The 24,657-nt window shown below is 74.3% G+C and carries 21 protein-coding genes; 15 read left to right on the top strand and 6 right to left on the bottom strand.

Annotated elements, in window-relative coordinates; translation table 11 throughout:
- Positions 1–38: 38 nt before the first annotated feature.
- Both BMZ16_RS08595 and BMZ16_RS08590 read right to left on the bottom strand, forming a co-directional pair.
- Positions 39–1,157: a polyprenyl synthetase family protein gene (locus BMZ16_RS08595; protein WP_089799434.1), complete on the bottom strand. Its 1,119-nt coding sequence runs from the start codon at positions 1,155–1,157 to the stop codon at positions 39–41.
- Between the two features lie 9 nt (positions 1,158–1,166).
- On the bottom strand, positions 1,167–1,682 hold the full coding sequence (locus tag BMZ16_RS08590) for a hypothetical protein (RefSeq protein WP_089799432.1): 516 nt from the start codon (positions 1,680–1,682) through the stop codon (positions 1,167–1,169).
- A gap of 165 nt (positions 1,683–1,847) precedes the next feature.
- Here BMZ16_RS08590 and BMZ16_RS08585 point away from each other — a divergent pair, with 165 nt between their 5' ends.
- The 3 genes from BMZ16_RS08585 to BMZ16_RS08575 all read left to right on the top strand — a co-directional run bounded on the left by BMZ16_RS08585 (position 1,848) and on the right by BMZ16_RS08575 (position 5,331).
- Positions 1,848–2,966 (top strand): DUF4192 domain-containing protein, encoded by a 1,119-nt coding sequence (locus tag BMZ16_RS08585; protein ID WP_089799430.1) that lies wholly within the window; start codon positions 1,848–1,850, stop codon positions 2,964–2,966.
- Between the two features lie 102 nt (positions 2,967–3,068).
- Positions 3,069–3,461 carry a universal stress protein gene (locus BMZ16_RS08580; protein ID WP_089799428.1) on the top strand — a complete coding sequence of 131 codons (393 nt, stop codon included), beginning with the start codon at positions 3,069–3,071 and terminating at the stop codon, positions 3,459–3,461.
- 328 nt (positions 3,462–3,789) lie between these two features.
- Entirely contained in the window at positions 3,790–5,331 is a 1,542-nt protein-coding gene (locus tag BMZ16_RS08575; protein WP_089799426.1) for an RNA polymerase sigma factor, read from the top strand.
- Positions 5,332–5,699: 368 nt separating this feature from the next.
- On the opposite strand, the gene BMZ16_RS08570 is transcribed toward BMZ16_RS08575, so the two are convergent.
- Entirely contained in the window at positions 5,700–5,963 is a 264-nt protein-coding gene (locus tag BMZ16_RS08570; protein ID WP_089799424.1) for a DUF7455 domain-containing protein, read from the bottom strand.
- A 107-nt stretch (positions 5,964–6,070) separates the two neighbouring features.
- Between BMZ16_RS08570 and BMZ16_RS08565 the strand changes: the two genes are divergently transcribed.
- The 12 genes from BMZ16_RS08565 to BMZ16_RS08510 all read left to right on the top strand — a co-directional run bounded on the left by BMZ16_RS08565 (position 6,071) and on the right by BMZ16_RS08510 (position 22,612).
- Positions 6,071–8,212: a DNA gyrase/topoisomerase IV subunit B gene (locus BMZ16_RS08565; protein ID WP_089799422.1), complete on the top strand. Its 2,142-nt coding sequence runs from the start codon at positions 6,071–6,073 to the stop codon at positions 8,210–8,212.
- 90 nt (positions 8,213–8,302) lie between these two features.
- Positions 8,303–9,331 (top strand): GNAT family N-acetyltransferase, encoded by a 1,029-nt coding sequence (locus BMZ16_RS08560; protein WP_089799421.1) that lies wholly within the window; start codon positions 8,303–8,305, stop codon positions 9,329–9,331.
- A gap of 64 nt (positions 9,332–9,395) precedes the next feature.
- On the top strand, positions 9,396–10,193 hold the full coding sequence (locus BMZ16_RS08555; protein ID WP_089799419.1) for an ABC transporter ATP-binding protein: 798 nt from the start codon (positions 9,396–9,398) through the stop codon (positions 10,191–10,193).
- Between the two features lie 94 nt (positions 10,194–10,287).
- A complete protein-coding gene (locus BMZ16_RS08550; protein WP_089800007.1) occupies positions 10,288–10,761 on the top strand; it encodes an NfeD family protein in 474 nt (157 codons plus the stop codon).
- 79 nt (positions 10,762–10,840) lie between these two features.
- A complete protein-coding gene (locus tag BMZ16_RS08545; RefSeq protein WP_089799417.1) occupies positions 10,841–12,043 on the top strand; it encodes an SPFH domain-containing protein in 1,203 nt (400 codons plus the stop codon).
- A gap of 191 nt (positions 12,044–12,234) precedes the next feature.
- Complete coding sequence (locus BMZ16_RS08540) at positions 12,235–13,980, top strand: ABC transporter ATP-binding protein (RefSeq protein WP_089799415.1); 1,746 nt, start codon at positions 12,235–12,237, stop codon at positions 13,978–13,980.
- A gap of 71 nt (positions 13,981–14,051) precedes the next feature.
- Positions 14,052–15,977: an ABC transporter ATP-binding protein gene (locus BMZ16_RS08535; RefSeq protein WP_089800005.1), complete on the top strand. Its 1,926-nt coding sequence runs from the start codon at positions 14,052–14,054 to the stop codon at positions 15,975–15,977.
- Positions 15,978–16,277: 300 nt separating this feature from the next.
- Complete coding sequence (locus BMZ16_RS08530) at positions 16,278–17,651, top strand: SLC13 family permease (RefSeq protein WP_369822527.1); 1,374 nt, start codon at positions 16,278–16,280, stop codon at positions 17,649–17,651.
- A 94-nt stretch (positions 17,652–17,745) separates the two neighbouring features.
- Positions 17,746–19,035 (top strand): endo-1,4-beta-xylanase, encoded by a 1,290-nt coding sequence (locus BMZ16_RS08525; RefSeq protein WP_089799411.1) that lies wholly within the window; start codon positions 17,746–17,748, stop codon positions 19,033–19,035.
- Complete coding sequence (locus tag BMZ16_RS08520) at positions 19,032–20,372, top strand: MFS transporter (RefSeq protein WP_089799409.1); 1,341 nt, start codon at positions 19,032–19,034, stop codon at positions 20,370–20,372. The genes BMZ16_RS08525 and BMZ16_RS08520 overlap by 4 nt, the downstream gene beginning before the upstream one ends.
- A gap of 94 nt (positions 20,373–20,466) precedes the next feature.
- Positions 20,467–21,732, top strand: coding sequence for an MFS transporter (locus tag BMZ16_RS08515; RefSeq protein WP_089799407.1), 1,266 nt, complete (start codon positions 20,467–20,469; stop codon positions 21,730–21,732).
- 40 nt (positions 21,733–21,772) lie between these two features.
- Positions 21,773–22,612, top strand: coding sequence for a TrmH family RNA methyltransferase (locus tag BMZ16_RS08510; protein WP_089799406.1), 840 nt, complete (start codon positions 21,773–21,775; stop codon positions 22,610–22,612).
- A gap of 94 nt (positions 22,613–22,706) precedes the next feature.
- On the opposite strand, the gene BMZ16_RS08505 is transcribed toward BMZ16_RS08510, so the two are convergent.
- The 3 genes from BMZ16_RS08505 to BMZ16_RS08495 form a co-directional block, all read right to left on the bottom strand.
- Positions 22,707–23,333, bottom strand: a complete 627-nt coding sequence (locus BMZ16_RS08505; protein WP_089799404.1) for a DUF1349 domain-containing protein — start codon at positions 23,331–23,333, stop codon at positions 22,707–22,709.
- Between the two features lie 141 nt (positions 23,334–23,474).
- Complete coding sequence (locus BMZ16_RS08500; protein WP_089799402.1) at positions 23,475–24,050, bottom strand: YbaK/EbsC family protein; 576 nt, start codon at positions 24,048–24,050, stop codon at positions 23,475–23,477.
- A gap of 36 nt (positions 24,051–24,086) precedes the next feature.
- A complete protein-coding gene (locus BMZ16_RS08495) occupies positions 24,087–24,629 on the bottom strand; it encodes a YbhB/YbcL family Raf kinase inhibitor-like protein (RefSeq protein WP_089799400.1) in 543 nt (180 codons plus the stop codon).
- Positions 24,630–24,657 lie beyond the last annotated feature (28 nt).

Raw genomic sequence — 24,657 nt, 5'->3', positions numbered from 1 at the left:
GCCGGCTGACGGGCGCCGACGGCCCGCGAGGGCGCCGCTCAGGCCGTGCGGTCGACCGCCGCCCGCGCGAGCGCGATGAGCGCGCTGCGTGCCGGCTCGGGCCAGCCCTGCGCCTCGATCTGGGTGAACGCCTGCTCGCGCAGGTCCTCGATGAGCTCCTCCACCTCGGCGACCGCGCCGGTGCGCACCAGCAGAGCCGTGACCTCGGCGACGCCGTCCGCGTCGAGGTCCGCGTCGCCGACGCGGCGGGTGAGGGTGGCGACGGCGTCGCTGTCGCCCGTCTCCGTCGCCCGTGCCAGCGCGCGCGCGACGAGCACGGTGCGCTTGCCCTCGCGCAGGTCGTCGCCGGTGGGCTTGCCCGTCGTGGACGGGTCGCCCAGGACGCCCAGCAGGTCGTCCCGCAGCTGGAACGCCTCGCCGAGCGGCAGCCCCACCGCACGGCAGCCGGCCAGGGCGTCCTCGTCGGCACCGGCGAGCGCGGCCCCGAGGACGATCGGGTGCTCCACGCTGTACCGCGCCGCCTTGGTCCGCACCACCTCGCGAGCCCGGCGCTCGTCCTCCGCCGGGTCGCCCCAGGGCATCGTCTGCGCGACCAGGTCGAGGTACTGGCCGATCGTCACCTCGGTCCGCATGAGCGCGTACACCGATCGTGCCGCGCGTGCGACCGGCTCCGGCACACCGGTCAGTGCGTGCGACATCTCGTCGTCGCTGGCGACGAGCGCGAGGTCGCCCAGCAGGATCGCGACCCCGTCCCCGAAGCGCCGGGGCTCGCCGCGACGGTCCGCGGCGACGTGGTCGTCGGCGAAGACGCGGTGCGCGGTGGGCAGACCGCGCCGGGTCGACGAGTCGTCCATCACGTCGTCGTGGAACAGGGCGGCCGCCTGGAAGAGCTCGAGGGCCGCACCCGCCCGCAGGACCGCCACCTCGCGGTCGTCCCCGGGAACCCCGCCGTGGGCGCGCCAGGACCAGTAGCAGAACGCCGCGCGCAGCCGCTTGCCGCCGGCGAGCATCCGCTCGACCGCGTCCGCCAGTGGGGAGGCGTCCGGGCTGATCGCCAGGGCGGTGTCGCGCAGCGCCGTGACGTGCCTGGCGAGGGCCGCGTCGACGCCGGCACGGAGGTTCTCACGGTCGACCAGAGCAGCGTTCGCGGTGGGCACGGACCCACCCTAGGGGGAGGGTGCGCCGACCGTCCCCCCGAGCGTCATCGTGCGCTGCCCGTCGCGGTCCAGGATGCCCACGACGACCAGCTCCGCGCCGTCCGAGCGGGCGAACGTGGTCTGGGCGGCAAGGCCCGGTTCGGGCACGGCGGGCGGGGCCTCGGCGAACCCGGCACCGACCAGTGGTGCGCGCACGGCGTCGAGCAGGGCCGCGGTGTCCTGCCCCGTCCGCACGTTGAGGCTGATGCGCAGCATCCCGTCCGCGACGGGCTCGGCGGACGAGACGAGGATCTCCGCGTCCGGGGGCACCGGCACCAGGTCGGTGGGGAACCCCGGGGCGAGCGTTCCGACCGCCGAGTCCTCGGCGATGTCGTCCGTCAGCAGCGGCTCACCGGGCGTCGGGGTCGCGCTCGCGGTGCTCGGGGACGACGTGGGGGCGGGCGCCGGCGTCGTCGTGCACCCGGCCGTCAGCACCGTGCCGAGCGCGAGGGCTGCGACCAGGGCGGGTGTCGTCGGGCGGGGCACGGCGCCAGGGTAGTCGCGCCGGCCGGGGGCGTGAGCCGACGACCCGGGGGAGCGCAGGTCGGCGCGACGGGCCCCGACCCGACCACAGGAAGCCGACGACGCAGCGTGCCCACAGTTCCGCCGTCACACGCACCGGTCGTCGACCCGACCCGCTTCGGTGAACCCATGAAACCCCTCGTCCTCCGGCTCCACGAGCCACGTGAGCTGCTCGCCCTCGTCCCTCATCTGCTGGGTTTCCAGCCCCGGGACAGCGCCGTCGCCGTCAGCCTGCGGGGAGCGCGCGGCCGCGTCGGGCTGGTCGCCCGGGTCGACCTGCCCGACCTCGCGGACGTGCTCCACGGTCCGCAGGTCGCGCGGGCGCTGGCGACCCACCTCGACCGCGACGGCGCGCGCCGGTCCGTGCTCGTCCTCTACACCGCGGGCAGCGCTGCGGGCTCCGACCAGGGCGTCGACGCCGCGGTGGCGCACGTGGCCGAGGCGTTCGACGTGCCGTTCGGGGGTGTCGAGGTGGTCGTGGTCGACCGGACGACGTACCGCTGCCTGTCGTGCGACGACGGGTGCTGCCCACCGGGCGGGCGGCCGCTCAGCGACCTGGAGTCCACGCGCGCCGGCGCGGAGATGGTGCTCGCCGGGTCCGTCGTGGCGTCCGACCGGCAGTCGCTGGGCCAGGTCGTGACGGCGCCGGGCGACGTCCGGCGCGCCGTCGCCCGGGTGCGCCGCCGACGCACCGAGGCCCGCGCGCGCGCGACGGCGGACGGCCCCGGTGCCCTGTCGCGGTGGCGGGTCGAGGCTCTCGTCGCGTGGCGCGCGCTCGTCGCGGACGACCCGGTGCGGCCACGCCACGCCTCCCGTGCCGCCCTGCTCGGGCGCGTGGAGGCGGGACTGCACGACCGCCGGGTGCGGGACGCCGTGCTCGTCGCCGCGCTGCCCGGGGCCGGCACCCTGCCCGAGCGTGCCCTCGCACCCGGCGGCGCGGACGAGGACGCCGAGCTGCGGACAGCCGTGGGGCGGCTCGTGGACCCGGCCGCGGGCCTGCCGCCCGGCGAGGAGGTGACGGCGGTACGCCGGGCGCTGCAGGACGTCGTGGCGCACGGCCGTCGGGGAGCACAGGCTCCCGCGACCACGCTGCTGGCCACGCTGGCCTGGTGGGAGGGCGACGGTGCGCGCGCCGCGGTGCTGATCGACCGGGCGCTGCGGGACGATCCCGCGTACCGCCTGGCGCATCTCCTGCGCACCGCGCTCGACGCCGGGCTCGCCCCCGGGTGGGCGCGTGCCGGCGCATGAGACGAGGCCGAGGGCACACCGTGCGCGCGCCGAGGTCGTCGGCGGTCCCGTGCTCGGGTAGCGTCGCGCCCGAGGCCGGCGCGGCCAGGAGGAGGAGCGACGATGGGGATCGTGGTCGGCTACCTGGCGACCCCGGAGGGTCACGCGGCGCTGGACGCCGCCGTCACGGAGGCGCAGCGACGCTCGCTGACGGTCGTGGTCGTCCTGAGTGCGCGGCCCGACGAGACCCCGGAGCGGCGCGCCGAGACCGAGCAGGCGCTGGTGCGGGTGCGCGAGGAGCTCGACGCGATCGGCGTCGCGCACGACGTCCGCCTGCTGGACGGTGGGGACGTCGCGGACGACCTCATCAGCACGGCGGAGGAGGTCGGTGCGGAGCTCGTCGTCCTGGGCCTGCGCCGCCGCAGCCCCGTCGGCAAGCTGATCCTGGGGTCCAACGCGCAGCGCGTCCTGTTCGACGCGCCCTGCCCGGTCCTCACGGTCAAGCCCACCGCCTGAGGCTGCCGGCTCAGCTCTCCCGGTCCGGCGTCCGCTCCTGGAGCCGACGTCCGCGGCCCCGTCGTGGTCCCGCGCCCTGGCTGACGCGCCTCGATCCGTCGCGGCGCCCGCCGTGCGGTCGTGCCCGGCACGCCCGGCGCGCCCGGCGGGAATGCCCGGCGCGCCCCCGGCGTTGCAGCAGGTCGACCCCGGAGTTCGGCTCGGCCGTCGTCGGCGCGCGCTCGACAGCACGCGCGGCGTGCCCCCGTGGGTCGGTACAATATCCGTCTGTCTCCCGGTCCTTCGGACTCCCCTCGGTTCCGGTTGCCGCGCTGACGAAAGGTCGTTCGTGACGTCCCAGACCCCCCACCCCGCACTTCCGCGCGAGTTCCAGCACCCTGCGCTGCAGGAGCTGGTCCTGCGTGGGCGGACCCACGGCAGCGTCGACAGTGCGGCCGTGCGCGCCGCCTGCGAGGCCGCCGGCGTCGAGGGACCCAAGCGGCTGCGCGCCGTGGTGCGCGGGCTCGGCACGGCCGGCATCGACGTCAACGACCTCGGCACCGCCGGGCGTGCGGTCGCCGCGACGAGCGCCAAGTCCCGCCCCGCAGCCAAGGCGTCCGTCGGTGACGCCGTGAAGCCTGCCCGGGCCAAGGCAGCCGCCAAGCCCGCGGCGAAGGCGACCGCTGCCAAGGCCCCCGCCACGAAGACCGCTGCCGCGAAGGCGACGCCCGCCAAGGCGTCGAAGGTCGGCGACGACGTGGACGTCGACGTCGAGGACGTGGAGGACGTCGAGCTCGAGGACGTCGAGGTCGTCGACACGGTCGACGTCGACGTCGAGGAGGTCGTCGCGGACGACGCCGAGGAGACCGAGGCGGCCCCGGCCGTCGCGAAGAAGGCCGACGAGCCCGAGGACACGGGCTTCGTCTACTCCGACGCCGACGACGACGACGCCCCTGCCCAGCAGGTCGTGACCGCCGGTGCCACCGCGGACCCGGTCAAGGACTACCTCAAGCAGATCGGCAAGGTCGCGCTGCTGAACGCCGAGCAGGAGGTCGAGCTCGCCAAGCGCATCGAGGCCGGCCTGTTCGCCGAGGAGAAGCTCGCCGAGACGCGCGACTCGCTGGAGCCGAAGCTGCGCCGCGAGCTCGAGTGGATCGCGCAGGACGGCCGCCGCGCCAAGAACCACCTGCTCGAGGCCAACCTGCGCCTCGTGGTGTCCCTGGCCAAGCGGTACACGGGCCGCGGGATGCTCTTCCTGGACCTGATCCAGGAGGGCAACCTCGGGCTCATCCGCGCCGTCGAGAAGTTCGACTACACCAAGGGCTACAAGTTCTCGACGTACGCCACGTGGTGGATCCGCCAGGCGATCACCCGCGCCATGGCCGACCAGGCCCGCACCATCCGCATCCCGGTGCACATGGTCGAGGTCATCAACAAGCTCGCGCGCGTGCAGCGCCAGATGCTCCAGGACCTGGGCCGCGAGCCCACGCCGGAGGAGCTGGCCAAGGAGCTGGACATGACGCCCGAGAAGGTCGTCGAGGTCCAGAAGTACGGTCGCGAGCCCATCTCGCTGCACACGCCCCTCGGTGAGGACGGCGACAGCGAGTTCGGTGACCTCATCGAGGACTCCGAGGCCGTCGTCCCCGCGGACGCCGTGAGCTTCACCCTCCTGCAGGAGCAGCTGCACCAGGTCCTCGACACGCTCTCGGAGCGCGAGGCAGGCGTGGTCTCGATGCGGTTCGGCCTCACCGACGGTCAGCCCAAGACGCTCGACGAGATCGGCAAGGTCTACGGCGTCACGCGTGAGCGCATCCGCCAGATCGAGTCCAAGACGATGTCGAAGCTGCGCCACCCGTCACGCTCGCAGGTGCTGCGCGACTACCTGGACTGAGACGCACCACGCACGATCCACGAGAGCCCGGCCCGCGAGGGCCGGGCTCTCGTCGTTCCGCCTCGGGAGAGCCCGTCGGTCGTGGCTGACCGCTGGCTGTCACTCACCATGGGCGGGTGGCCGAGACGCGGCATCGCGGGACCGACGAGGCACTGCGCGCGCCGCCAGAGCCGTGCCGCCGGGCGGTCTGTGTCGTGGCCGGTGGCCGGCCCCTCGCTCGGGGGGCAGGCCCGGAGGCCGGCCCATGGTGCCGGGGCGGCTGCGGGACCACGTCCGGGCCGGGTGACGGCGGGACATCGAGGACGGACGACGAGGGCCCCGGACCGTGCGGTCCGGGGCCCTCGTGGCTCGTTCGCGGTGCTGAGCGGTCAGCCGGCCGCACCGGCGCCGGCGCCGTGCTCGGCGAGCAGGCGGTCGGTCTCGTCCTGGACGTGCGTCGCGACCGAGGCGAACTTCGGCGCGTGCTCACGCGCGTGGTGGGCGCAGAACAGCAGCTCACCGACCGGGAGCACCACGCGGACGTACGCCTGCGCGTTGCAGCGGTCGCAGCGGTCGGCTGCCGTCAGCGGGGTCGTGGGTTCCGTCGTCGTCCCTGTCACATCTCCATACAACCATCCGGGCCGCCGATCCATCCCCTCACGGCCCGTCGGTTCGCTGTCTGCGTACAAGATCGTGACTTCCGGGCCGCCCCGGCACGGCGGCACGGGTGCCCGGGCCGGGCGCGACTACGATCGGCGCCGTGACGACGACCGCCGCCCAGGCCGGCTACACCGCCCGCCACCTCTCGGTGCTCGAGGGTCTCGAGGCCGTGCGCAAGCGCCCCGGCATGTACATCGGCACCACCGACAGCCGCGGCCTGATGCACTGCCTCTGGGAGATCATCGACAACTCCGTCGACGAGGCCCTCGGGGGCCACGGCGACCGGATCGAGGTCGTGCTGCATGCCGACAGCTCGGTCGAGGTGCGCGACAACGGCCGCGGCATCCCCGTGGACGTCGAGCCCAAGACGGGCCTGACGGGCGTCGAGGTGGTGCTCACCAAGCTGCACGCGGGCGGCAAGTTCGGCGGCGGCTCGTACGCCGCGTCGGGCGGTCTGCACGGCGTCGGCGCCTCGGTGGTCAACGCGCTCTCGGCGCGCCTCGACGTCGAGGTCGACCGCGGCGGACGCACCCACCGCATGACGTTCCACCGCGGCGAGCCGGGCGTCTTCGACGACCGCGGCGGCGTGGGCCCGGACTCGCCGTTCGAGCCGTTCGTGCAGGGCTCGGAGCTCGCGGTCGTGGGCAAGGTCGCCAAGGGGGTGACCGGGACGCGGGTGCGGTACTGGGCGGACCGCCAGATCTTCCCCAAGTCCGCCGTCTTCTCCTACGACGAGCTGGTGACGCGGGCCCGGCAGACGAGCTTCCTGGTGCCCGGGCTGGCCATCACGGTGCGCGACGAGCGCGGCCTGGCGGGCACGCCCGGTGAGCACGGCCCTCACGAGGAGACGTTCCTGCACACCGGGGGAGTCGTCGACTTCGCCGACCACCTCGCGCCCGACGCACCCGTCACGGACACCTGGCACCTGACGGGCCAGGGCACGTTCACGGAGACCGTCCCCGTCCTCGACGACCGGGGTCACATGACGCCGCAGGAGGTCTCGCGCACCTGCGAGGTCGACGTCGCCGTGCGGTGGGGCACCGGGTACGCGACCGAGGTGCGCAGCTTCGTCAACATCATCGCGACCCCCAAGGGCGGCACGCACCTCGCCGGCTTCGAGGCCGGGCTGCTGAAGACGCTGCGCGCGCAGGTCGCCGCCAACGCCCGTCGGCTCAAGATCTCGGCCAAGGACTCCTCGTCCGAGCGCATCGAGAAGGAGGACGTGCTCGCCGGTCTGACGGCCGTCGTCACGGTCCGGCTGGCGGAGCCGCAGTTCGAGGGGCAGACCAAGGAGGTGCTCGGCACCGGCCCCGTGCGCGGCATCGTCGCGCGGGTCGTGGAGAAGGAGCTCGCGGCGCTGTTCGCCTCGTCCAAGCGGGAGCACAAGGCGCACTCGGCGCTGCTGCTCGACAAGGTCGTCGGCGAGATGCGGGCGCGGGTCTCGGCGCGCAAGCAGAAGGAGATCTCGCGACGCAAGAACGCGTTGGAGTCCTCGTCGCTGCCGGCCAAGCTCGCCGACTGCCGGATCGACGACGTCGCCCGCAGCGAGCTGTTCATCGTCGAGGGGGACAGCGCGCTGGGGACCGCCAAGCTCGCCCGCAGCTCGGACTTCCAGGCGCTGCTGCCGATCCGCGGCAAGATCCTCAACGTCCAGAAGGCCTCCATCAGCGACATGCTGAAGAACGCCGAGTGCGCCTCGATCATCCAGGTCATCGGCGCCGGGTCGGGCCGGACGTTCGACCTCGAGGCGGCGCGCTACGGCAAGATCGTGCTGATGACCGACGCCGACGTCGACGGTGCGCACATCCGCACGCTGCTGCTGACGCTCTTCTTCCGGTACATGCGCCCGCTGGTCGAGGACGGTCGGGTGTACGCGGCCGTCCCACCGCTGCACCGCATCGAGGTGATCGGGTCGGGCTCGCGCAAGAACGAGTACGTCTACACGTACTCGGAGGCCGAGCTCGCAGCGACCCTCAAGAAGCTGGACCGCTCGGGGCGTCGCTACAAGGACGACATCCAGCGCTACAAGGGCCTCGGAGAGATGGACGCCGACCAGCTCGCCGAGACGACCATGGACCCGCGGCACCGCACGCTGCGGCGGGTGCGCATCGGGGAGGCCGAGCAGGCCGCCGCCCAGGTCGAGAAGGTCTTCGAGCTGCTCATGGGCTCCGACGTCGCTCCCCGCAAGGACTTCATCGTGGCCAACGCGCACGCCCTGGACCAGTCGCGCATCGACGCCTGACCGTGCCGGCGCGACCGGGCAGCCGGGTCCGGACGACGTGTCGCGCACATATCGCTGGACCCGTCGTGGTCGGCCCGCGAGGGTAGGGGCATGACCGACACGACCGTGCCTCCTCTCGCGAGCCGCGTGGCGGCGCCCGCGCAGGTCCCGCTCCCGGCACCGGGTGCCGGCCTGACCTGGCGTCCCGCGACGGCGGACGACGCGGCCGCGATCACCGCGCTGCGGGTGCGCTCGGAGGAGGCCGACGGGCTGCCCTACCGGACGTCGGAGGCCGAGACGGCCGAGGAGCTCGCCGGGCCCTGGCGCGACCTGACGTGCGACACGCTCCTGGGCGTGGACGCCGACGGGACGCCCCGGGCCTGGGCGCAGGCCGACTCCGCGCCCGGCGACCAGCGCGTGGTGCGCGCGTTCGTCGAGGGCACGGTCGACCCGGCCTGGCGCGGGCGGGGGATCGGTACCGCGCTCGTGGCGTGGTCGCAGGCGCGCGCCCGGCAGCTGCTCGCCGCGTCCGGCAAGGAGCTCCCGGCGCGGATCGCGACGTCGGTCGAGGACTCGACGCCGGAGGTCGCCCGGGTCTACGAGGCTGCAGGGTTCCGGCCCATCCGCTACTACGCCCACATGAGGCGGCCCCTCGACGTGCCCCTGCCGGACGTGCCGCAGGTCGAGGGCGTGCGCGTCGTGCCCTGGGACCCGCGCCTCGACGACGCGGTGCGGGTCGCCCACAACGACGTGTTCGCCGACCACTGGGGGTCCGAGCCCCGGACGCCGGAGCAGTGGCGCCAGGCCCGGGTCATGTTCGCGCCCGAGTGGTCGTTCGTCGCGCTCGACGACGCGGACCGTGTCGCCGGCTACGTCGTGTCCGGGCGGTACGAGCAGGACTGGCCCGCGGCGGGGTACACCTCCGGCTACACCGAGCTCCTGGGCGTGCGGCGGGAGTGGCGCGGACGTCGCCTCGCGGTGGCGCTGCTCGCCACGGTGATGCGGGCGTACGCCGCCGACGGCATGCAGTACGCCGAGCTGGACGTCGACACGGAGAACCCGTCGGGGGCCCACGGGCTCTACGCGGCACTCGGCTACGACGTGGCCCACTCCTCGACCACGCTGACGGTCGAGCTGTGAGATCCGCCGCCCCGAGGCCCGCGGGGGCCACCCCGCGGGCCGCGGGCCGTTAGGGTCAGTGCCCATGACCGACGTGCTCGACCTGCAGGACGTGACGATCCGCCGAGGGACGACGACGATCCTGGAGGACCTGTCGTGGCGCGTGCGCGACGACGAGCGCTGGGTCGTCCTGGGACGCAACGGCGCGGGCAAGACGACGCTGCTGCAGGTGGCCTCCGGCCGCATGCACCCGACGTCCGGCACCGCGACGCTGCTGGGTGCGCGGATGGGCGCCACCGACGTGTTCGAGCTGCGTCCGCGGATCGGCCTGGCCAGCGCGGCGCTGGCCGACCGGATCCCGTCGGGGGAGACGGTCCGGGACGTGGTCCTCACGGCGGCGTACGGCGTGACCGGGCGCTGGCGGGAGGCGTACGAGAGCGTCGACGAGTCGCGCGCCACGGACCTGCTGGCCGCGTTCGGGGTCGCGCACCTCGCCGAGCGCTGGTTCGGCACCCTGTCCGAGGGGGAGCGCAAGCGCGTGCAGATCGCCCGGTCCCTCATGAGCGACCCGGAGCTGCTCCTGCTCGACGAGCCGGCCGCGGGCCTGGACCTGGGCGGCCGCGAGGAGCTGGTCAGCGCCCTCGCCGAGCTCGCGCGCGACCGTCGCTCGCCCGCGCTGGTCCTGGTGACGCACCACGTCGAGGAGATCCCCCCGGGCTTCACCCACCTGCTGCTGCTGCGGGCGGGGCGCGTGTTCGCAGCCGGTCCGATCGGCGAGGTGCTGACGGCCGAGAACCTGTCCGGCACGTTCGACCTCCCGCTGCGGCTCGACCACGTCGACGGGCGGTGGGCCGCGCACGCCACGGACCGCCCGGCCGGGTGATCGTCACCCTTCCGTGACCCCCGGACCACGGCCCCGCAAAGCGATCGCCTAGGATCGGTCCAGAGGACGACGGCGACCGGCGGAGGTGGCGGGCATGGGATGGCTCTGGTGGGTCGGGGGAGCGCTGACGCTCGGGATCCTCGAGATGATCTCGCTGGACCTCGTGCTCGTGATGTTCGCGGGCGGTGCGCTCGCCGGTGGCCTGGCCTACGCGCTGGGGGCTCCGGTCGCCGTGCAGATCCTGGTGGCCGCGGTCACGTCGGCGGTGCTGCTCCTCACGCTGCGCCCGTACCTGCTGCGGCACCTCAAGGGGCGGGTGGACCTGCCCGAGACCAATGCCGCGGCGCTCGTCGGCCGACCGGCCGTGGTCGTCGCGACGGTCGACGGCACCGCGGGCCGCGTCAAGCTGGTCGGTGAGGTCTGGAGCGCGCGGACGGCCGACGGCGGGTCGCTGCCGCCCGGCACCACCGTGACCGTCACCAAGATCGACGGCGCCACGGCCGTCGTCACCCCTGCGGCAGCGACCGCCCCCGGCGACACGGCCGCGCCCGGCGTGGCCCCCGCCTGACGCCCCTTCCCGTCCTCGGCCCGGGTCCCCGGGTCACCGTGGTCGTCCCGGCACGGGCGACATCACCTGCGGAGGTCCCATGAACGACGGCCCCGGCGCCGGCCAGATCGCGCTCCTCGTCGTCCTGCTGCTCGTCCTCGTCTTCGTCGTCGTCGCGCTGGTACGTGCGGTGCGGATCGTCCCCCAGGCGGTCGCGATCATCGTCGAGCGGCTCGGGCGGTACAACAAGACCCTGGACGCAGGCCTGCACCTGCTCATCCCGTTCGTCGACCGCGTGCGCGCGAGCGTCGACCTGCGCGAGCAGGTCGTCTCGTTCCCGCCGCAGCCCGTCATCACGTCCGACAACCTCGTGGTGAGCATCGACACGGTCATCTACTTCCAGGTGACGTCCCCCAAGGACGCGGTCTACGAGATCGCGAACTACATCACGGGCATCGAGCAGCTCACGGTGACCACGCTCCGCAACGTCATCGGGTCGATGGACCTCGAGCAGACGCTGACCAGCCGTGACCAGATCAACGGCCAGCTGCGCGGCGTCCTCGACGAGGCGACGGGCAAGTGGGGCATCCGCGTCAACCGCGTCGAGCTCAAGGCGATCGACCCGCCCGCGTCGGTGCAGGGCTCGATGGAGCAGCAGATGCGTGCCGAGCGGGACCGTCGTGCCGCGATCCTCACGGCCGAGGGTGTCAAGCAGTCGGCGATCCTCACCGCCGAGGGCGAGAAGCAGTCGGCGATCCTGCGGGCCGAGGGTGAGGCGCAGTCGGCGATCCTGCGGGCCGAGGGTGAGGCGCGCGCGATCCTCCAGGTGTTCGACGCCGTCCACCGGGGCGACGCCGACCCCAAGCTGCTGGCGTACCAGTACCTGCAGACGCTGCCGAAGATCGCGTCGAGCCCGTCCAACAAGATGTGGTTCCTGCCGGCCGAGCTCAGCGGTGCGCTGGGGTGGTTGTCCAAGGGCTTCCAGGGCGGTGGCCCGTCCGACGGCGAGTACCCGACGCGTGCCGCGGGCGACTCGCCGATCGCCGAGGGCGACCTGCCGCCGGTCTCCCTGACCGACCCGGGCGAGGCGCTCGCCGAGGCGCGGCGCGAGTCGGCCGCGGCGACGGCGGACGCCACGAGCGCGGGCACGCTGTCGGGCGTCCCGTTCGACCCGGCGGCCGAGCGTGGTCAGCGCCCCGGCGCCGGACCGGCCGCGCCGCAGCAGCCGGCGTACGGCACACCCGCCCCGCGTCCCGAGCAGCAGGACGCCCCGCCGCAGGGGGAGCAGCCGCCCGCTCCCTGACGACGTGCACCCGCGGCGCCGGCGCCCTCCACCGTGAGGGCGCCGGCGTCGGCGTTCCGCCCACCGCGGAATGCTGGTGCGCAGCGGCGGCAGGCGAGGCATCGTGTACCTGCTGCTGCACGGCCTGCTCCCGCCGAGCCGACCGCTGGTTCCGGTGGGCCCGCCCCGCCGTCACGGAAGGGCGCCGCCCCATGCTCATGCGACTGCTCCGCGAGCACCTGCGCCCGTACCAGGGCGCCGTGACCGCGGTCCTCGTCCTGCAGCTCGTGCAGGTGATCGCGACGCTGTGGCTGCCCAGCCTCAACGCGGACATCATCGACGACGGCGTCGCGCGCGGTGACACCGCCACGATCTGGCGTCTGGGCGGCGTGATGCTCGGGGTCAGCCTGGTGCAGGTCGTCGCGTCGATCGCGGCGGTGTGGTTCGGTGCGCGGACGGCGATGGCGTTCGGCCGGGACGTGCGCGCCCGCCTGTTCGACCAGGTGCAGTCGTTCTCCCAGCAGGAGATGGGCCGGTTCGGTGCCCCGACGCTCATCACGCGGACGACCAACGACGTCCAGCAGGTGCAGATGGTCGTCTTCATGACGTTCGTGTTCCTCGTCATGGCGCCGCTCATGCTCATCGGGGGCGTGGTGATGTCCCTGCGGGAGGACGTCGCGCTCTCCGGGCTGCTGGTCGTCATCGTGCCGGTCCTGGTCGTCGTCATCGGCCTGATCGTGTGGCGCATGGTGCCCTGGTTCCGGCAGATGCAGCGGCGCATCGACGCGGTGAACCGGGTCATGCGCGAGCAGCTGTCGGGCGTGCGCGTCATCCGCGCCTTCGTGCGCGAGCGGCAGGAGCAGGCGCGCTTCGAGGTCGCGAACACCCACCTGTACACCGCGTCGCTGCGGGCCGGGATGCTGCTGGCGCTGATGTTCCCGGTGGTCATGCTCGTCATGAACCTGTCGAGCGTCTCCGTGCTCTGGTTCGGCGCCGAGCGCGTCGACGCCGGCCAGATGCAGATCGGGTCGCTCATCGCGTTCCTCAGCTACATCATGTTCGTCCTCATGGCCGTGATGATGAGCTCGATGATGGTCGTCATGGTCCCGCGGGCCATCGTCTCGGCGGACCGCATCGGTGAGGTGATCGACACCGCGACGACCGTCGTGCCACCCGTGCAGCCCGTCGCGTTCCCCACCGGCGCGGACGCCCGGCCCGGCCTGCTGGAGCTGCGCGACGTGGAGTTCCGGTACCCCGGTGCCGAGCACCCGGTGCTGCAGGCGGTGTCGTTCGTCGCGGAGCCCGGGCGCACGACCGCGGTGATCGGCTCCACCGGCTCCGGCAAGACGACCCTGCTGAACCTGGTGCCGCGGCTGTACGACGTCACCGGCGGCGCCGTCCTGGTCGACGGGGTCGACGTGCGCGACGCCGACCCGATCGCCCTCGGCGACCGCATCGGCCTGGTCCCGCAGCGGCCCTACCTGTTCACCGGCACCGTGCGCAGCAACCTGGAGTTCGGCCGACCGGGCGCGACCGACGAGGAGCTGTGGCACGCCCTCGAGGTGGCGCAGGCGCGGCCGTTCGTCGAGGAGCTGGCCGAGGGCCTGGACGCGCCGATCGCGCAGGGCGGGACCAACGTGTCCGGCGGGCAGCGGCAACGGCTGGCCATCGCGCGGGCCCTGGTCCGGCGGCCCAGCATCTACCTGTTCGACGACTCCTTCTCGGCGCTGGACTACGCCACCGACGCCGCGCTGCGCGCCGCGCTCGCACCGGAGACACGCGCGGCGACGGTCCTCGTCGTCGCGCAGCGGGTGGCCACGATCCGCCACGCCGACCGCATCCTGGTGCTCGACGAGGGCCGGGTGGTCGGCGACGGCACGCACGACGAGCTGCTGGCGACGAACGAGACGTACCAGGAGATCGTGTACTCGCAGCTGAGCGCGCAGGAGGCGGCGTGAGCGCCACGACGAAGGACGACAGCCCCGCCGGCGGGCCGCAGCGTCCCCCCGGCCGCCCGCACGGCGGACCCATGGGCATGGGGCTGGGCATGCCGGGGCAGAAGTCCATGGACTTCCGCGGCTCCCTGCGGCGGCTGCTCGCCGTGCTGCGGCCGGAGCGGCTGCGCCTCGCGGGCGTCCTGGTGCTCGGCGCGCTGTCGGTGGCCGCGGCCGTGGCCGGGCCCAAGCTCCTCGGCAACGCCACCGACGTGCTGTTCGAGGGCGTGGTGTCACGGCAGCTGGAGCAGGTGGTGCCGCCGGGGACGACGCAGCAGCAGGCCGAGGACGCCCTGCGGGCCGCGGACCAGGGCACCCTCGCCGACCTGGTCGGCGGCATGCGGGACCTGACCGTCGGCGCCGGCGTCGACTTCGGCCGTCTGGGGTCGATCCTCCTGCTCGTCCTCGGTGTCTACGTCGCGGCGTTCCTGTTCGGCTGGTGGCAGGGGCGGCTGACGACACGGGCGGTGCAGAACACCGTGCTGCGCCTGCGGTCGCAGGTCGAGGAGAAGCTCACGCGCGTCCCGCTGTCGTACTTCGACCGCCAGCCCCGCGGTGAGCTGCTGTCCCGGGTCACCAACGACATCGACAACGTCGCCCAGACCGTCCAGCAGACGTTGTCCCAGCTGGTGACGTCGGTGCTGACGGTGATCGGCGTGCTCGGCGTGATGTTCTGGATCTCGCCCCTGCTCGCGGTCGTGGCGCTGGTGACTGTCCCGCTGTCCGTGGTGATCGCCGCCGCCATCGCCAAGCGCTCGCAGCCGCAGTTCGTGCAGCAGTGGGCGTGGACCGGCAAGCTCAACGCGCACATCGAGGAGATGTTCACGGGCCACGCGCTGGTGACGGTGTTCGGTCGTCAGCAGGAGGCCGCCGCGACGTTCGCCGAGCGCAACGAGAAGCTCTACGAGTCGGCGTTCCGCGCCCAGTTCATCTCGGGCATCATCCAGCCCGCGCTCGGGTTCGTCGCCAACCTCAACTACCTGGTGATCGCCGTGGTCGGGGGCCTGCGGGTCGCGTCGGGCACCATGACGCTGGGCGACGTGCAGGCGTTCATCCAGTACAGCCGGCAGTTCACGCAGCCCATCACCCAGATCGCCTCGATGGCCAACCTGCTGCAGTCCGGCGTGGCGTCGGCCGAGCGGGTGTTCGAGCTGCTCGACGCCGACGAGCAGAGCCCCGACCCGGAGCAGCCCGCCGTGCTGCCGGAGCGCGTCCGCGGGCGCGTCGTCTTCGAGGACGTGTCCTTCCGCTACGAGCCGGACACCCCGCTCATCGAGCACCTGTCGGTCGTCGCCGAGCCGGGCCAGACGATCGCCATCGTCGGCCCGACCGGCGCGGGCAAGACCACGCTGGTCAACCTGATCATGCGGTTCTACGAGGTCGACTCCGGGCGGATCACGCTGGACGGTGTCGACACCCGTGACCTGACGCGTGACGCCCTGCGCTCGCAGATGGGCATGGTCCTGCAGGACACGTGGCTCTACGAGGGGACGATCGCGGAGAACATCGCGTACGGCGTGGACGCCGCGACGCCGGAGCAGATCGTCGAGGCGGCGGTGGCGACCCACGTCGACCGGTTCGTGCGGACCCTGCCGGACGGGTACGACACCGTGCTCGACGACGAGGGCGGCGCCGTGTCGGCGGGGGAGAAGCAGCTGCTGACGATCGCGCGCGCGTTCCTGGCGGATCCCGCGATCCTCATCCTCGACGAGGCGACGTCGTCGGTGGACACGCGCACCGAGGTGCTCGTGCAGCACGCCATGAACGCGCTGCGCGTGGGTCGCACGTCGTTCGTGATCGCGCACCGGCTGTCCACGATCCGTGACGCCGACGTCATCCTGGTGATGGAGCACGGGCAGATCGTCGAGAAGGGCAGCCACGACGAGCTCCTCGCGGCGCACGGCGCGTACGCGCGGCTGTACGAGAGCCAGTTCGCGGCGGCGGTCGCACCGGTCGACTGACGCAGGCGGGGATGGTCGTGCGGTCGTGCAGGTCGCACCGGGGGCGCAGCCCTGCCCCCGAAGGTCCCAGGTGAGGGCGTCGGGCGCGCCGTAGCGTCGAGTGGGACGACACCCCCATCTCGCCGAGAGGGTCGACCCATCAGCTCCGCCACCGCCTCCGCCCCCACGCACCCGTCGCCCGGCCGGGAGCGGCCCGACAGGCCGCCGCGTGCGGAGCGGCTGCGCCGGCCCAGCCGGCCCACCGTCGGCCTGGTCGTCGGACCCCTGCTGGCGCTCCTCGTCGGATGGCTGGTGCCCGACATGCCGGCGGAGGCGGCCGGCGTGCCCGCCTACGCCGGTGCCGTGACCGCCGCGACCCTCGTGCTCATGGGCGTCTGGTGGATGACCGAGGCGCTGCCGCTGGCGGTGTCCGCGCTGCTGCCGCTGGTGGTGCTCCCCGTCGCGGGCGTCGCGCCCGTCTCCGACGTCGCCGCACCGTACGCGAACAAGGTGATCTTCCTGTTCCTCGGCGGGTTCGTGCTCGCCGTCGCGCTCCAGCGGTGGGACGTGCACCTGCGGATCGCCCTCGGTGTCGTCCGCCTGGTCGGCACGGCGCCGCGGCGCCTCGTGCTCGGCATGATGGTCGCCACCGCGCTGCTGAGCATGTGGGTCTCCAACACCGCGACGGCCGTGATGATGCTGCCCATCGGGGTGTCGGTCCTCGCGCTGCTGGGGCGGGAGCGCGGGAGCGTCGACCCGCGCCTGTCGGCCGCGCTCATGCTGGGCATCGCGTACGCGGCGACCATCGGGTCGTTCGGCACGATCATCGCCAGCCCGCCGAACGCGCTGCTCGTCGGGTACGTCTCCGAGACGTACGGCATCGAGATCAGCTTCGGCCAGTGGATGGCCGTGGGTCTTCCGCTGTCCGTCGTGTTCCTGCTGCTGGCCTGGCTCGTGCTGACCCGCGTGATCTTCCGCTTCGACCCCGCGCCGTTGTGCGAGGACGACTCGGTGGTCCGCGCCGAGCTCGACCGGCTCGGCCCCATGGGTCACCCGCAGCGGCGGGTCGTCGCGGTCTTCGCGCTCGCGGCCGCGTCCTGGATCGCCCTGCCGCTGGTCTGGCCCGGCACACCGGTCACGGACGAGGTGGTGGCGGTGATCGTGGCGATCCTGCTGTTCCTGCTGCCGTCCGGCGACGACTGCGGCGGTCGGCTGCTCGACTGGTCCGACACGCGGGAGCTGCCGTGGGGCATCCTGCTGCTGTTCGGCGGCGGGCTGGCCCTCGCGTCGCAGATCACGGCGTCCGGGCTGTCGGTCTGGATCGGGGAGCGTGCGCACGGCCTGGACGGGATGCCGACCGTGGTGGTCGTGGCCGCGGTGTGCGTCCTGACGGTCGCGATGACCGAGTTCATGTCGAACACCGCCACCGCCGCGACGCTGCTGCCGATCATGAGCACCGTGGGCGACTCCCTGGGCTACGGGCCGCTGCTGCTGGCCGTGCCGGTGGCGCTCGCCGCGGGGTGCACGTTCATGATGCCGGCGGCGACCCCGCCCAACGCGATCGCGTACTCGTCGGGGTACGTGCGGGTGCCGGACATGATCCGGGCCGGGGCGCCGCTGAGCGTCGCGTCGGTGCTGCTGGTGACGATCACGGTCACCACGCTGGCGTCCTGGGTGCTCGGCATCCCGGCGTGAGGATGAGAGCCTGATCACCCTCGCCGGGGCCGGCGGTCCGTCCGGCGTGGCCCCCCGGGGTGATGTGTCCGTCCAGCCCGTCCTGAGGAGCCGCATGACCGTCCAGCCGAGCTCGCCCACCGTCGTCGCGAGCGCCGCCGTCACCGACCCCGACGTCGCCCACCGCACCTGCACGCGCACCGTCCAGGTGGTGGACGCCGCCGGCCGCCCGGCGGCCGGCACGCAGGTCACCGTGGAGCAGGTGGGGCACGGCATCGCCTTCGGCTGCATCGGGTTCGACGAGACCGAGCGCGCGTGGCGCCGGCTGACGGGCGCGGCACCGGACCCCGAGCAGGACGCGCTGCTCGACCGGCTCGACGAGCTGTGGTTCGGGCTGTTCGACACCGCGACGCTGCCGTTCTACTGGGGCACGTTCGAGCCCCGGCAGGGCGCCGTGCGTACCGCTGCGCTGCGTGAGGCGGCCGAGCACTACGTGTCGCGCGGCGCCCGGGTCAAGGGCCACCCGCTGGTGTGGCACACCGTGGCGCCGCGGTGGCTCGAGGCGTACCCCGACCACGAGGTGCTGCGGCTGCTGCGCGAGCGCGTGCGGCGCGACGCGGGCGAGTTCGCCGGCCTCGTCGACACGTGGGACGCCATCAACGAGGTCGTCATCATGCCCGTGTTCACCAAGGACACGAACGCGGTCACGCGGGTCGCCAAGGGTGTCGGGCGCGTCGGCATGGTGCAGCTCGCGTTCGACGAGGCGCGCGCCGCGAACCCCGCGGCCACGCTGCTGCTGAACGACTTCGACATGTCCGCCGACTACGAGCACCTGGTCGAGGAGTGCCTGGCCGCCGGGGTGCGTATCGACGCCCTGGGTCTGCAGAGCCACATGCACCAGGGGGCGTGGGGCCGCGACAAGACGCTCGACGTGCTCGAGCGGTTCGGCCGGTTCGGCCTGCCGCTGCACTTCACCGAGACGACGATGCTGTCCGGCGACCTCATGCCGAAGCACCTGGACGACCTCAACGACTACCGGGTCGACGTGTGGCCCAGCACCCCCGAGGGCCTGGACCGGCAGGCGGAGGAGATGGTCGCGCACTACCGCACGCTCGTCGCCGACGCGCGGGTGCAGGCGGTCACCTACTGGGGACTGTCGGACCACGGGATGTGGCTCAACGCGCCCGGTGGCCTCGTGTTCGCCGACGGCACCCCCAAGCCGGCGTACGACGCCGTGCGGGAGCTGGTCCGCGGACGGTGGTGGCTGGCGCCGACGGCCGTGACCACCGACGAGCAGGGTCGTGTCGCGGTCAGCGGGCTGCCCGGGCGCTACGTGGTCGAGCTCGACGGCGCACGCCACGAGGTCACGCTGGACGACGACAGGTCGGACGTCGTCGTGCGATGAGCACCTCGGACGCGCCGCAGCAGCCGTCCGCACCCTCGTCGTCCGCGGCGCGGGGCGGGCAGCGCGACGGCGCGTCCGGTGCGGCGCGTCCCCGCCTGGTGCGGGACCGCACCACGGTCGGCCTCTACACGCCGTACGTCGCGTGGGGGTGGGTCCTCTACTCGTTCAACCCGTCGGTCCCGTTGCTGGCCGACGAGCTGCGCATCAGCGGTGCGCAGGCCGGCCTGCACGGGACGGCGATGGCGGCAGGGTCGCTGCTCGCCTCCGTGGCCGTGCCCCGGTCCGTGCGCGCGGTCGGGCGCCGCGGCACGGTCGTCGTGCTGGCGGTGCTCGTCGCGCTCGGCGTGACCGGCCTGGTGCTGGCGCCGTCGCTGCCGTGGACGCTCACGTCGATCCTCGTGGCGGCGCTCGGCGGGTCCGGCGCCATCGCGGCCGTGCAGGTCGGGCTGGCCGACCACACGGGTCCGGCCGCGTCGGCGGCGATCACCGAGGCGAACGGCGTCGGCTCGTCCGTGGGGCTGATCGGACCGCTCGCGGTCGGGGCGTGCGTGACCGCCGGGTGGGGGTGGCGTCCGGGGGTCGCGGTGGCGATCGTGCTCGGCGTCCTCGCCGCGGTCGTCGTCGCCCGGCTCCCCGTCTCCGCGGCCCTGCCGGCCCTGCGCCGGCCCGCGCGACCCGCGGCGACCGCCCCGGCGGCGCCCGACGCGTCGGCCGGTGCCCCCGTGCCGCAGGACGCCGCCCCCGCGCCCCGCCGCCGCCTGCGCCCCTCGATGCTGTTCCTCGTGGCGCTCGTCGCCGCGGTCGCCCTCGAGAACGCCACGACCTACTGGGCCGCCGACCTCGTCGTCACCCGGACCGACGCCGGCCCGGGCATCGCGACGGCCACCACCGCCGGCCTGGTGGCGGGCATGTCCGCGATCCGCTTCGTCACCGGGCCGCTGTCGTTGCACGTCGCGCCCGTCCACGTGCTCGCGGCGTCGTTCGTCGTCGCCATCGGCGGGTGGGCCGTGCTGTGGACCGCGACGGACGCCGGGGTCGCCCTCGCCGGGCTCGTGCTCGCCGGCATCGGCTACGGCGCGCAGTACCCGCTGTCCATCGCCCTGCTGCTCGCGGTCACCCCGGGGCACCGTGACCGCGCCCAGGCGCACGCGACGCTCGCCGGGGCGCTCGCGCTCGGCGTGGCGCCGTTCCTCCTCGGGGCGCTGGGCGACGCCGTGGGGCCGCACCGCGCGTTCCTCGTCGTCCCGGTGCTCGCGGTCGCCGGCGCGGTGGCCGCCGCGGCGGGTGGGCGGCTCGCCCGCCGGGACGGACCCGCGAGCGTCCTGACCCGTGGCTGAGCGCGCGCCCGAGGGCCCCGCACCCGCCGCGGTGCGACGAACGTCACCGACGTCGGTGGTCCAGGCGGTGCCGTCCCTCGACGATGCTCCTGCCATGCCCTCCGTGTCGGCCCCCGTGCGTCCGCGGCTCGTCCGCGACCGCCTCACCGTCGGTCTCTACACCCCGTTCGTGGTGTGGGGCTGGTTGCTGTACTCCTTCAACCCCTCGGTCCCGCTGCTCGCGGACGAGCTCGGCGTGAGCGCGGCACAGGCGGGGCTGCACGGCACGGCGATGGCCGTCGGCGGCCTCGTGGCCGCGCCCGTGACGCCGCGCGTGGTGCGCCGCGCGGGACGACGCGGCGCTGTCGTGGGGGCCACGCTGCTCGTCGCCCTCGGCGTCGTCGCGCTGCTGCTCGGGCCCACGCTGCCGTGGACGCTCGCGGGGATGTTCGTCACCGCGCTGGGCGGCAACGTCATGGTCGCCTCCGCGCAGGTCGGGCTCGCGCAGCACGCCGGACCCGCCGCGTCGGCGGCCATCACCGAGGGCAACGGCGTCGGGTCGGCGGTCGGTCTGCTCGGGCCGATCGCCGTCGGTGCCTGCGTCACCGCGGGGTGGGGATGGCGACCCGGCGTCGCCGTCACCGCCGTGCTGGCCGTCGTCGTGGCCCTCGTCGTGGCCCGCCTGCCGCACACCACCGCACTGCCCGCGCGCCGCCGGCCGCGCCCAGCAGGCGACGACGCACCCGACGAGGCCACCGCGCCCGGCGTGCCCGACGTCGCCGTGGCCGACGTGGCCGCCGTGCAGCGGCCCGGCACCGCACGGCTGGCCGCGGGGCTGTTCCTCACCGCGGTCGTGGCGGCCATCGCCCTGGAGAACGCGACGACGTACTGGGCCACCGACCTCGTGCTGTCCCGCACCGACGCCGGCCCGGGGATCGCCGCCGCCACCACCGCCGGGCTCGTCGCCGGCATGTCCGCCATGCGCTTCGTCGTCGGCCCGCTGTCGCTGCGGGTGCACCCCGCCCACCTGCTCGCGGCGTCGTTCGGGATCGCGCTGGTCGGGTGGGCCGTGCTGTGGACCGCCACGGACGTGCGGGTGGCTCTCGCCGGGCTGGTCGTCGCGGGCTTCGGCTACGGCGCGCAGTACCCGTTGTCGATCTCGCTGCTGCTCGCGGCGTCCCCGGGCCAGGGCGACCGTGCGCAGTCCCGTGCGACGCTCGCCGGCGCGCTCGCCATCGGCGTGGCGCCGTTCCTGCTGGGTGCGCTCGCGGACGCCTTCGGGACGCACCTGGCGTTCCTCGTCGTGCCGGTGCTCGCCGTGCTCGGCGGCGTCGTCGCCTTCCTCGGGGCGCGCGTCGTGCGGCGCCCCGCGGTGCTCTGACGGGTGCTGCACCACCGGCACCGGCTGGGAGGATGAGGGCGTGTCCCACCCCGACGTGCAGCCCGTCACCGACCGCGACGACCCCCGGCTCACCGACTACGTCGGCCTCACGGACGTGGCCCTGCGCACCCGCGTCGAGCCGGCCAGGGGCCTGTACATCGCCGAGAGCTCCGTGGTGCTCGGGCGGGCGCTGCGCGCCGGTCACCGGCCGCGGTCGGTGCTGATCGCCCCGCGCCTGCTGCCCGACGTCGAGGCGATGCTCGCCGACCTGCCCGGCGAGGACCCCGTGCCCGTGTACGTGGCCGAGGACCCCGTGCTCGAGGCCATCACGGGCTTCCACGTGCACCGCGGTGCGCTCGCGGCGATGCACCGGCCGGAGCTGCCGTCCGTGCCGGCCCTGCTCGCGTCCGCGCGCGGGGGTGCCGGGGCGCGGCGTGTCGCGGTGCTCGAGGACCTCGTCGACCACACGAACGTCGGTGCGGCGTTCCGGTCCGCCGCGGCGCTCGGCGTCGACGCCGTGCTCGTCACCCCGCGGTGCGCGGACCCGCTGTACCGGCGGTCGGTGCGGGTGTCGATGGGGACGGTGTTCCAGGTGCCGTGGACGCGCATCGACCCGTGGCCCGACGGCATCGCGACGCTGCGGGCGGCGGGCTTCGTCACGGCGTCGCTCGCGCTGTCCGACGACTCCGTCCCGCTCGACGACCTCGCCGCCGACCCGCCGGACCGGCTCGCGCTCGTGCTGGGCACCGAGGGCGACGGGCTCAAGCCGGCGACGATCGCCGCGGGCGACCTGACCGTGCGGATCCCGATGGCCGGGGGCGTCGACTCGTTGAACGTCGCGGCCGCCGCAGCCGTGGCGTTCTGGGCCGTGCGGGTCTGACGGGGTCGCACGACGGGCCGGGATGACGGGCCCGGACGGCCAGCCCGGACGCGGGGACCGCGCGACGGTCCGCGGGCGACCGGCGCAGGTCCGCTCAGGATCCGTCGCGCAGGTCGCCCAGCCGGGTGGTGGTGAAGTAGATCCGGTCGAACGTCACCGTGCAGCCGTCGCCGGTGGGGGACTGGCCCTCGAAGCCGACGGTCACCTCGCCGGCCGGGTCCTCCAGCGTGAAGTGCCGGACCAGCTCCCACCGCGTCCCGTCGAGCGACGCGTGGTACGCGTACGCCGCACCGATCCGGGACACGCGCAGCCACACCTGGTCGCCGTCCACCGCGAACCCGTTCGCGTCGTCGGAGACGCCCCGCGTGACGACCGAGACGATCAGCGGGACACCGTCGGGCGAGTACTCGAAGCAGAGCTTGCCCCAGTGGCGGTCGTCGACCCGCAGCAGCAGGACGCCGGCGTCGAACGTCGACGCGAAGCCGACCGTCACGCGGGCGGCGAGCTGGAAGTCACCGATCGGCGGCGCGCCCATCAGCGTGGGGGCGTTGAGCACGCCGGGGGAGTCGTACGACATCCCGTCGCGGGGGTCGATGAAGACGTCCGTGCGCGGCGGGGCGGTGACCCGGACCGTGCCCGCCGCCTCGTCGACGACCCACGCGGAGCCCTCGGACGGGACCAGCGCGAAGGGGACGGCGGGGACGTGCAGCGGGGTGGTCATCGGGGCTCTCCTGGATCTCGTGCAGCGGCACGCCGCCGACGTCGGCGGGTGCTCGCGCCAGCATCGCACCGCTGCAGGGTCATCCCGCGGCGTGCGCCGCTTCCGCCGTTTCGCCCGTGTCGGGCGGGCTCACCGACCGGGTCAGCCGACCGCGAGCCCGTCGACCACCTCGACGCCCGGCGCCCGCACCAGCAGCGCACCGGGCAGCGCGATCTTGGAGCGGCGCACGCCGCTGCCGATGATGACGGTGCCCGCGGCGTCCGGGTCGTCGGCGGCGACACCGGCGTCCGCGAGCACCCGGTACCCGGCGGGCAGGCCCAGCGGCGTGATGCCGCCGTACTCCATGCCGGACTCCGCCGTCGCGCGGTCCATCGGCAGGAACGACGCCTTGCGCACGTCGAGCAGGCGCTTGACCGCGTTGTTGACGTCGGCGCGGGTCGTGGCGCGCACGAGGCACGCCGCGGTGCGTTCCTCCCCGGCGCGCCGGCCCGCGACGAGCACGCAGTTCACCGACGCGGACAGCGGCAGGCCGTAGGCGTCGGTCATGGCCGCGGTGTCGGCCAGGTCGGGGTCGATGGCGGCGACGAGGACGGCGTCGGCGACGGCCGGGTCGACGACCGCCCACCCGCTGACCGCGGCGTGCGTGCTCGCGGCCAGCAGGTCGGGGCGGTCGACGGCCCGCTCCCAGGTGAGGGTCCCGAGGGCGGTGGTGGTCATGCGCGGCAGGCTACCCCCGGGTCACCGGTGACGCGCTCAGCGCTGGTACGTCCCCATGAGGACGGCGCGGGCGAGGGTGTGGAACACCAGCGCGCAGCTCGCGGCACCCGGCGGCGTGTCGGGCGCCAGACCGAGGTCCGCGGTGTCCAGCGCGTGCACGGCCACGTAGTACCGGTGCACCTGGTCCCCGGGCGGTGGCGCGGACCCGACGTAGCCGGCCACGCCGTCGTCACCGCGCAGGTGGTACGCGCCGGCCGGCAGGGCCGCGCCGTCGGGGCGTCCGGCGCCGGTGCCCAGCGACGTGACGTCCGGTCCGAGCCCCAGCACCGTCCAGTGCCACCACCCGGCGACACCCGGTGCGTCCGGGTCGAAGACGTTGACGGCGAACCCGGCGGTCTGCTCGGGGAAGCCCGACCACGACAGCTGGGGCGAGACGTTGCTCCCGGCCGGGGTGTTGGTGTGCACGTCCGGGATCGGGGCGCCGTGCACCCAGTCCGTGCTGGTCAGGGTGAACGCCGGGACGGGGGGCAGCAGCGCGTACGGTTCGGGGGCGACAGGACGCGTCAGGGACGTGGGCACGGGAACCTCCGGTCGGCCCGGCGCCGGT

The sequence above is a fragment of the Cellulomonas sp. KH9 genome, from assembly GCF_900114185.1.
Classification (GTDB): Bacteria; Actinomycetota; Actinomycetes; order Actinomycetales; family Cellulomonadaceae; genus Cellulomonas.
This window is presented reverse-complemented; position numbering and strand designations above follow the sequence as displayed.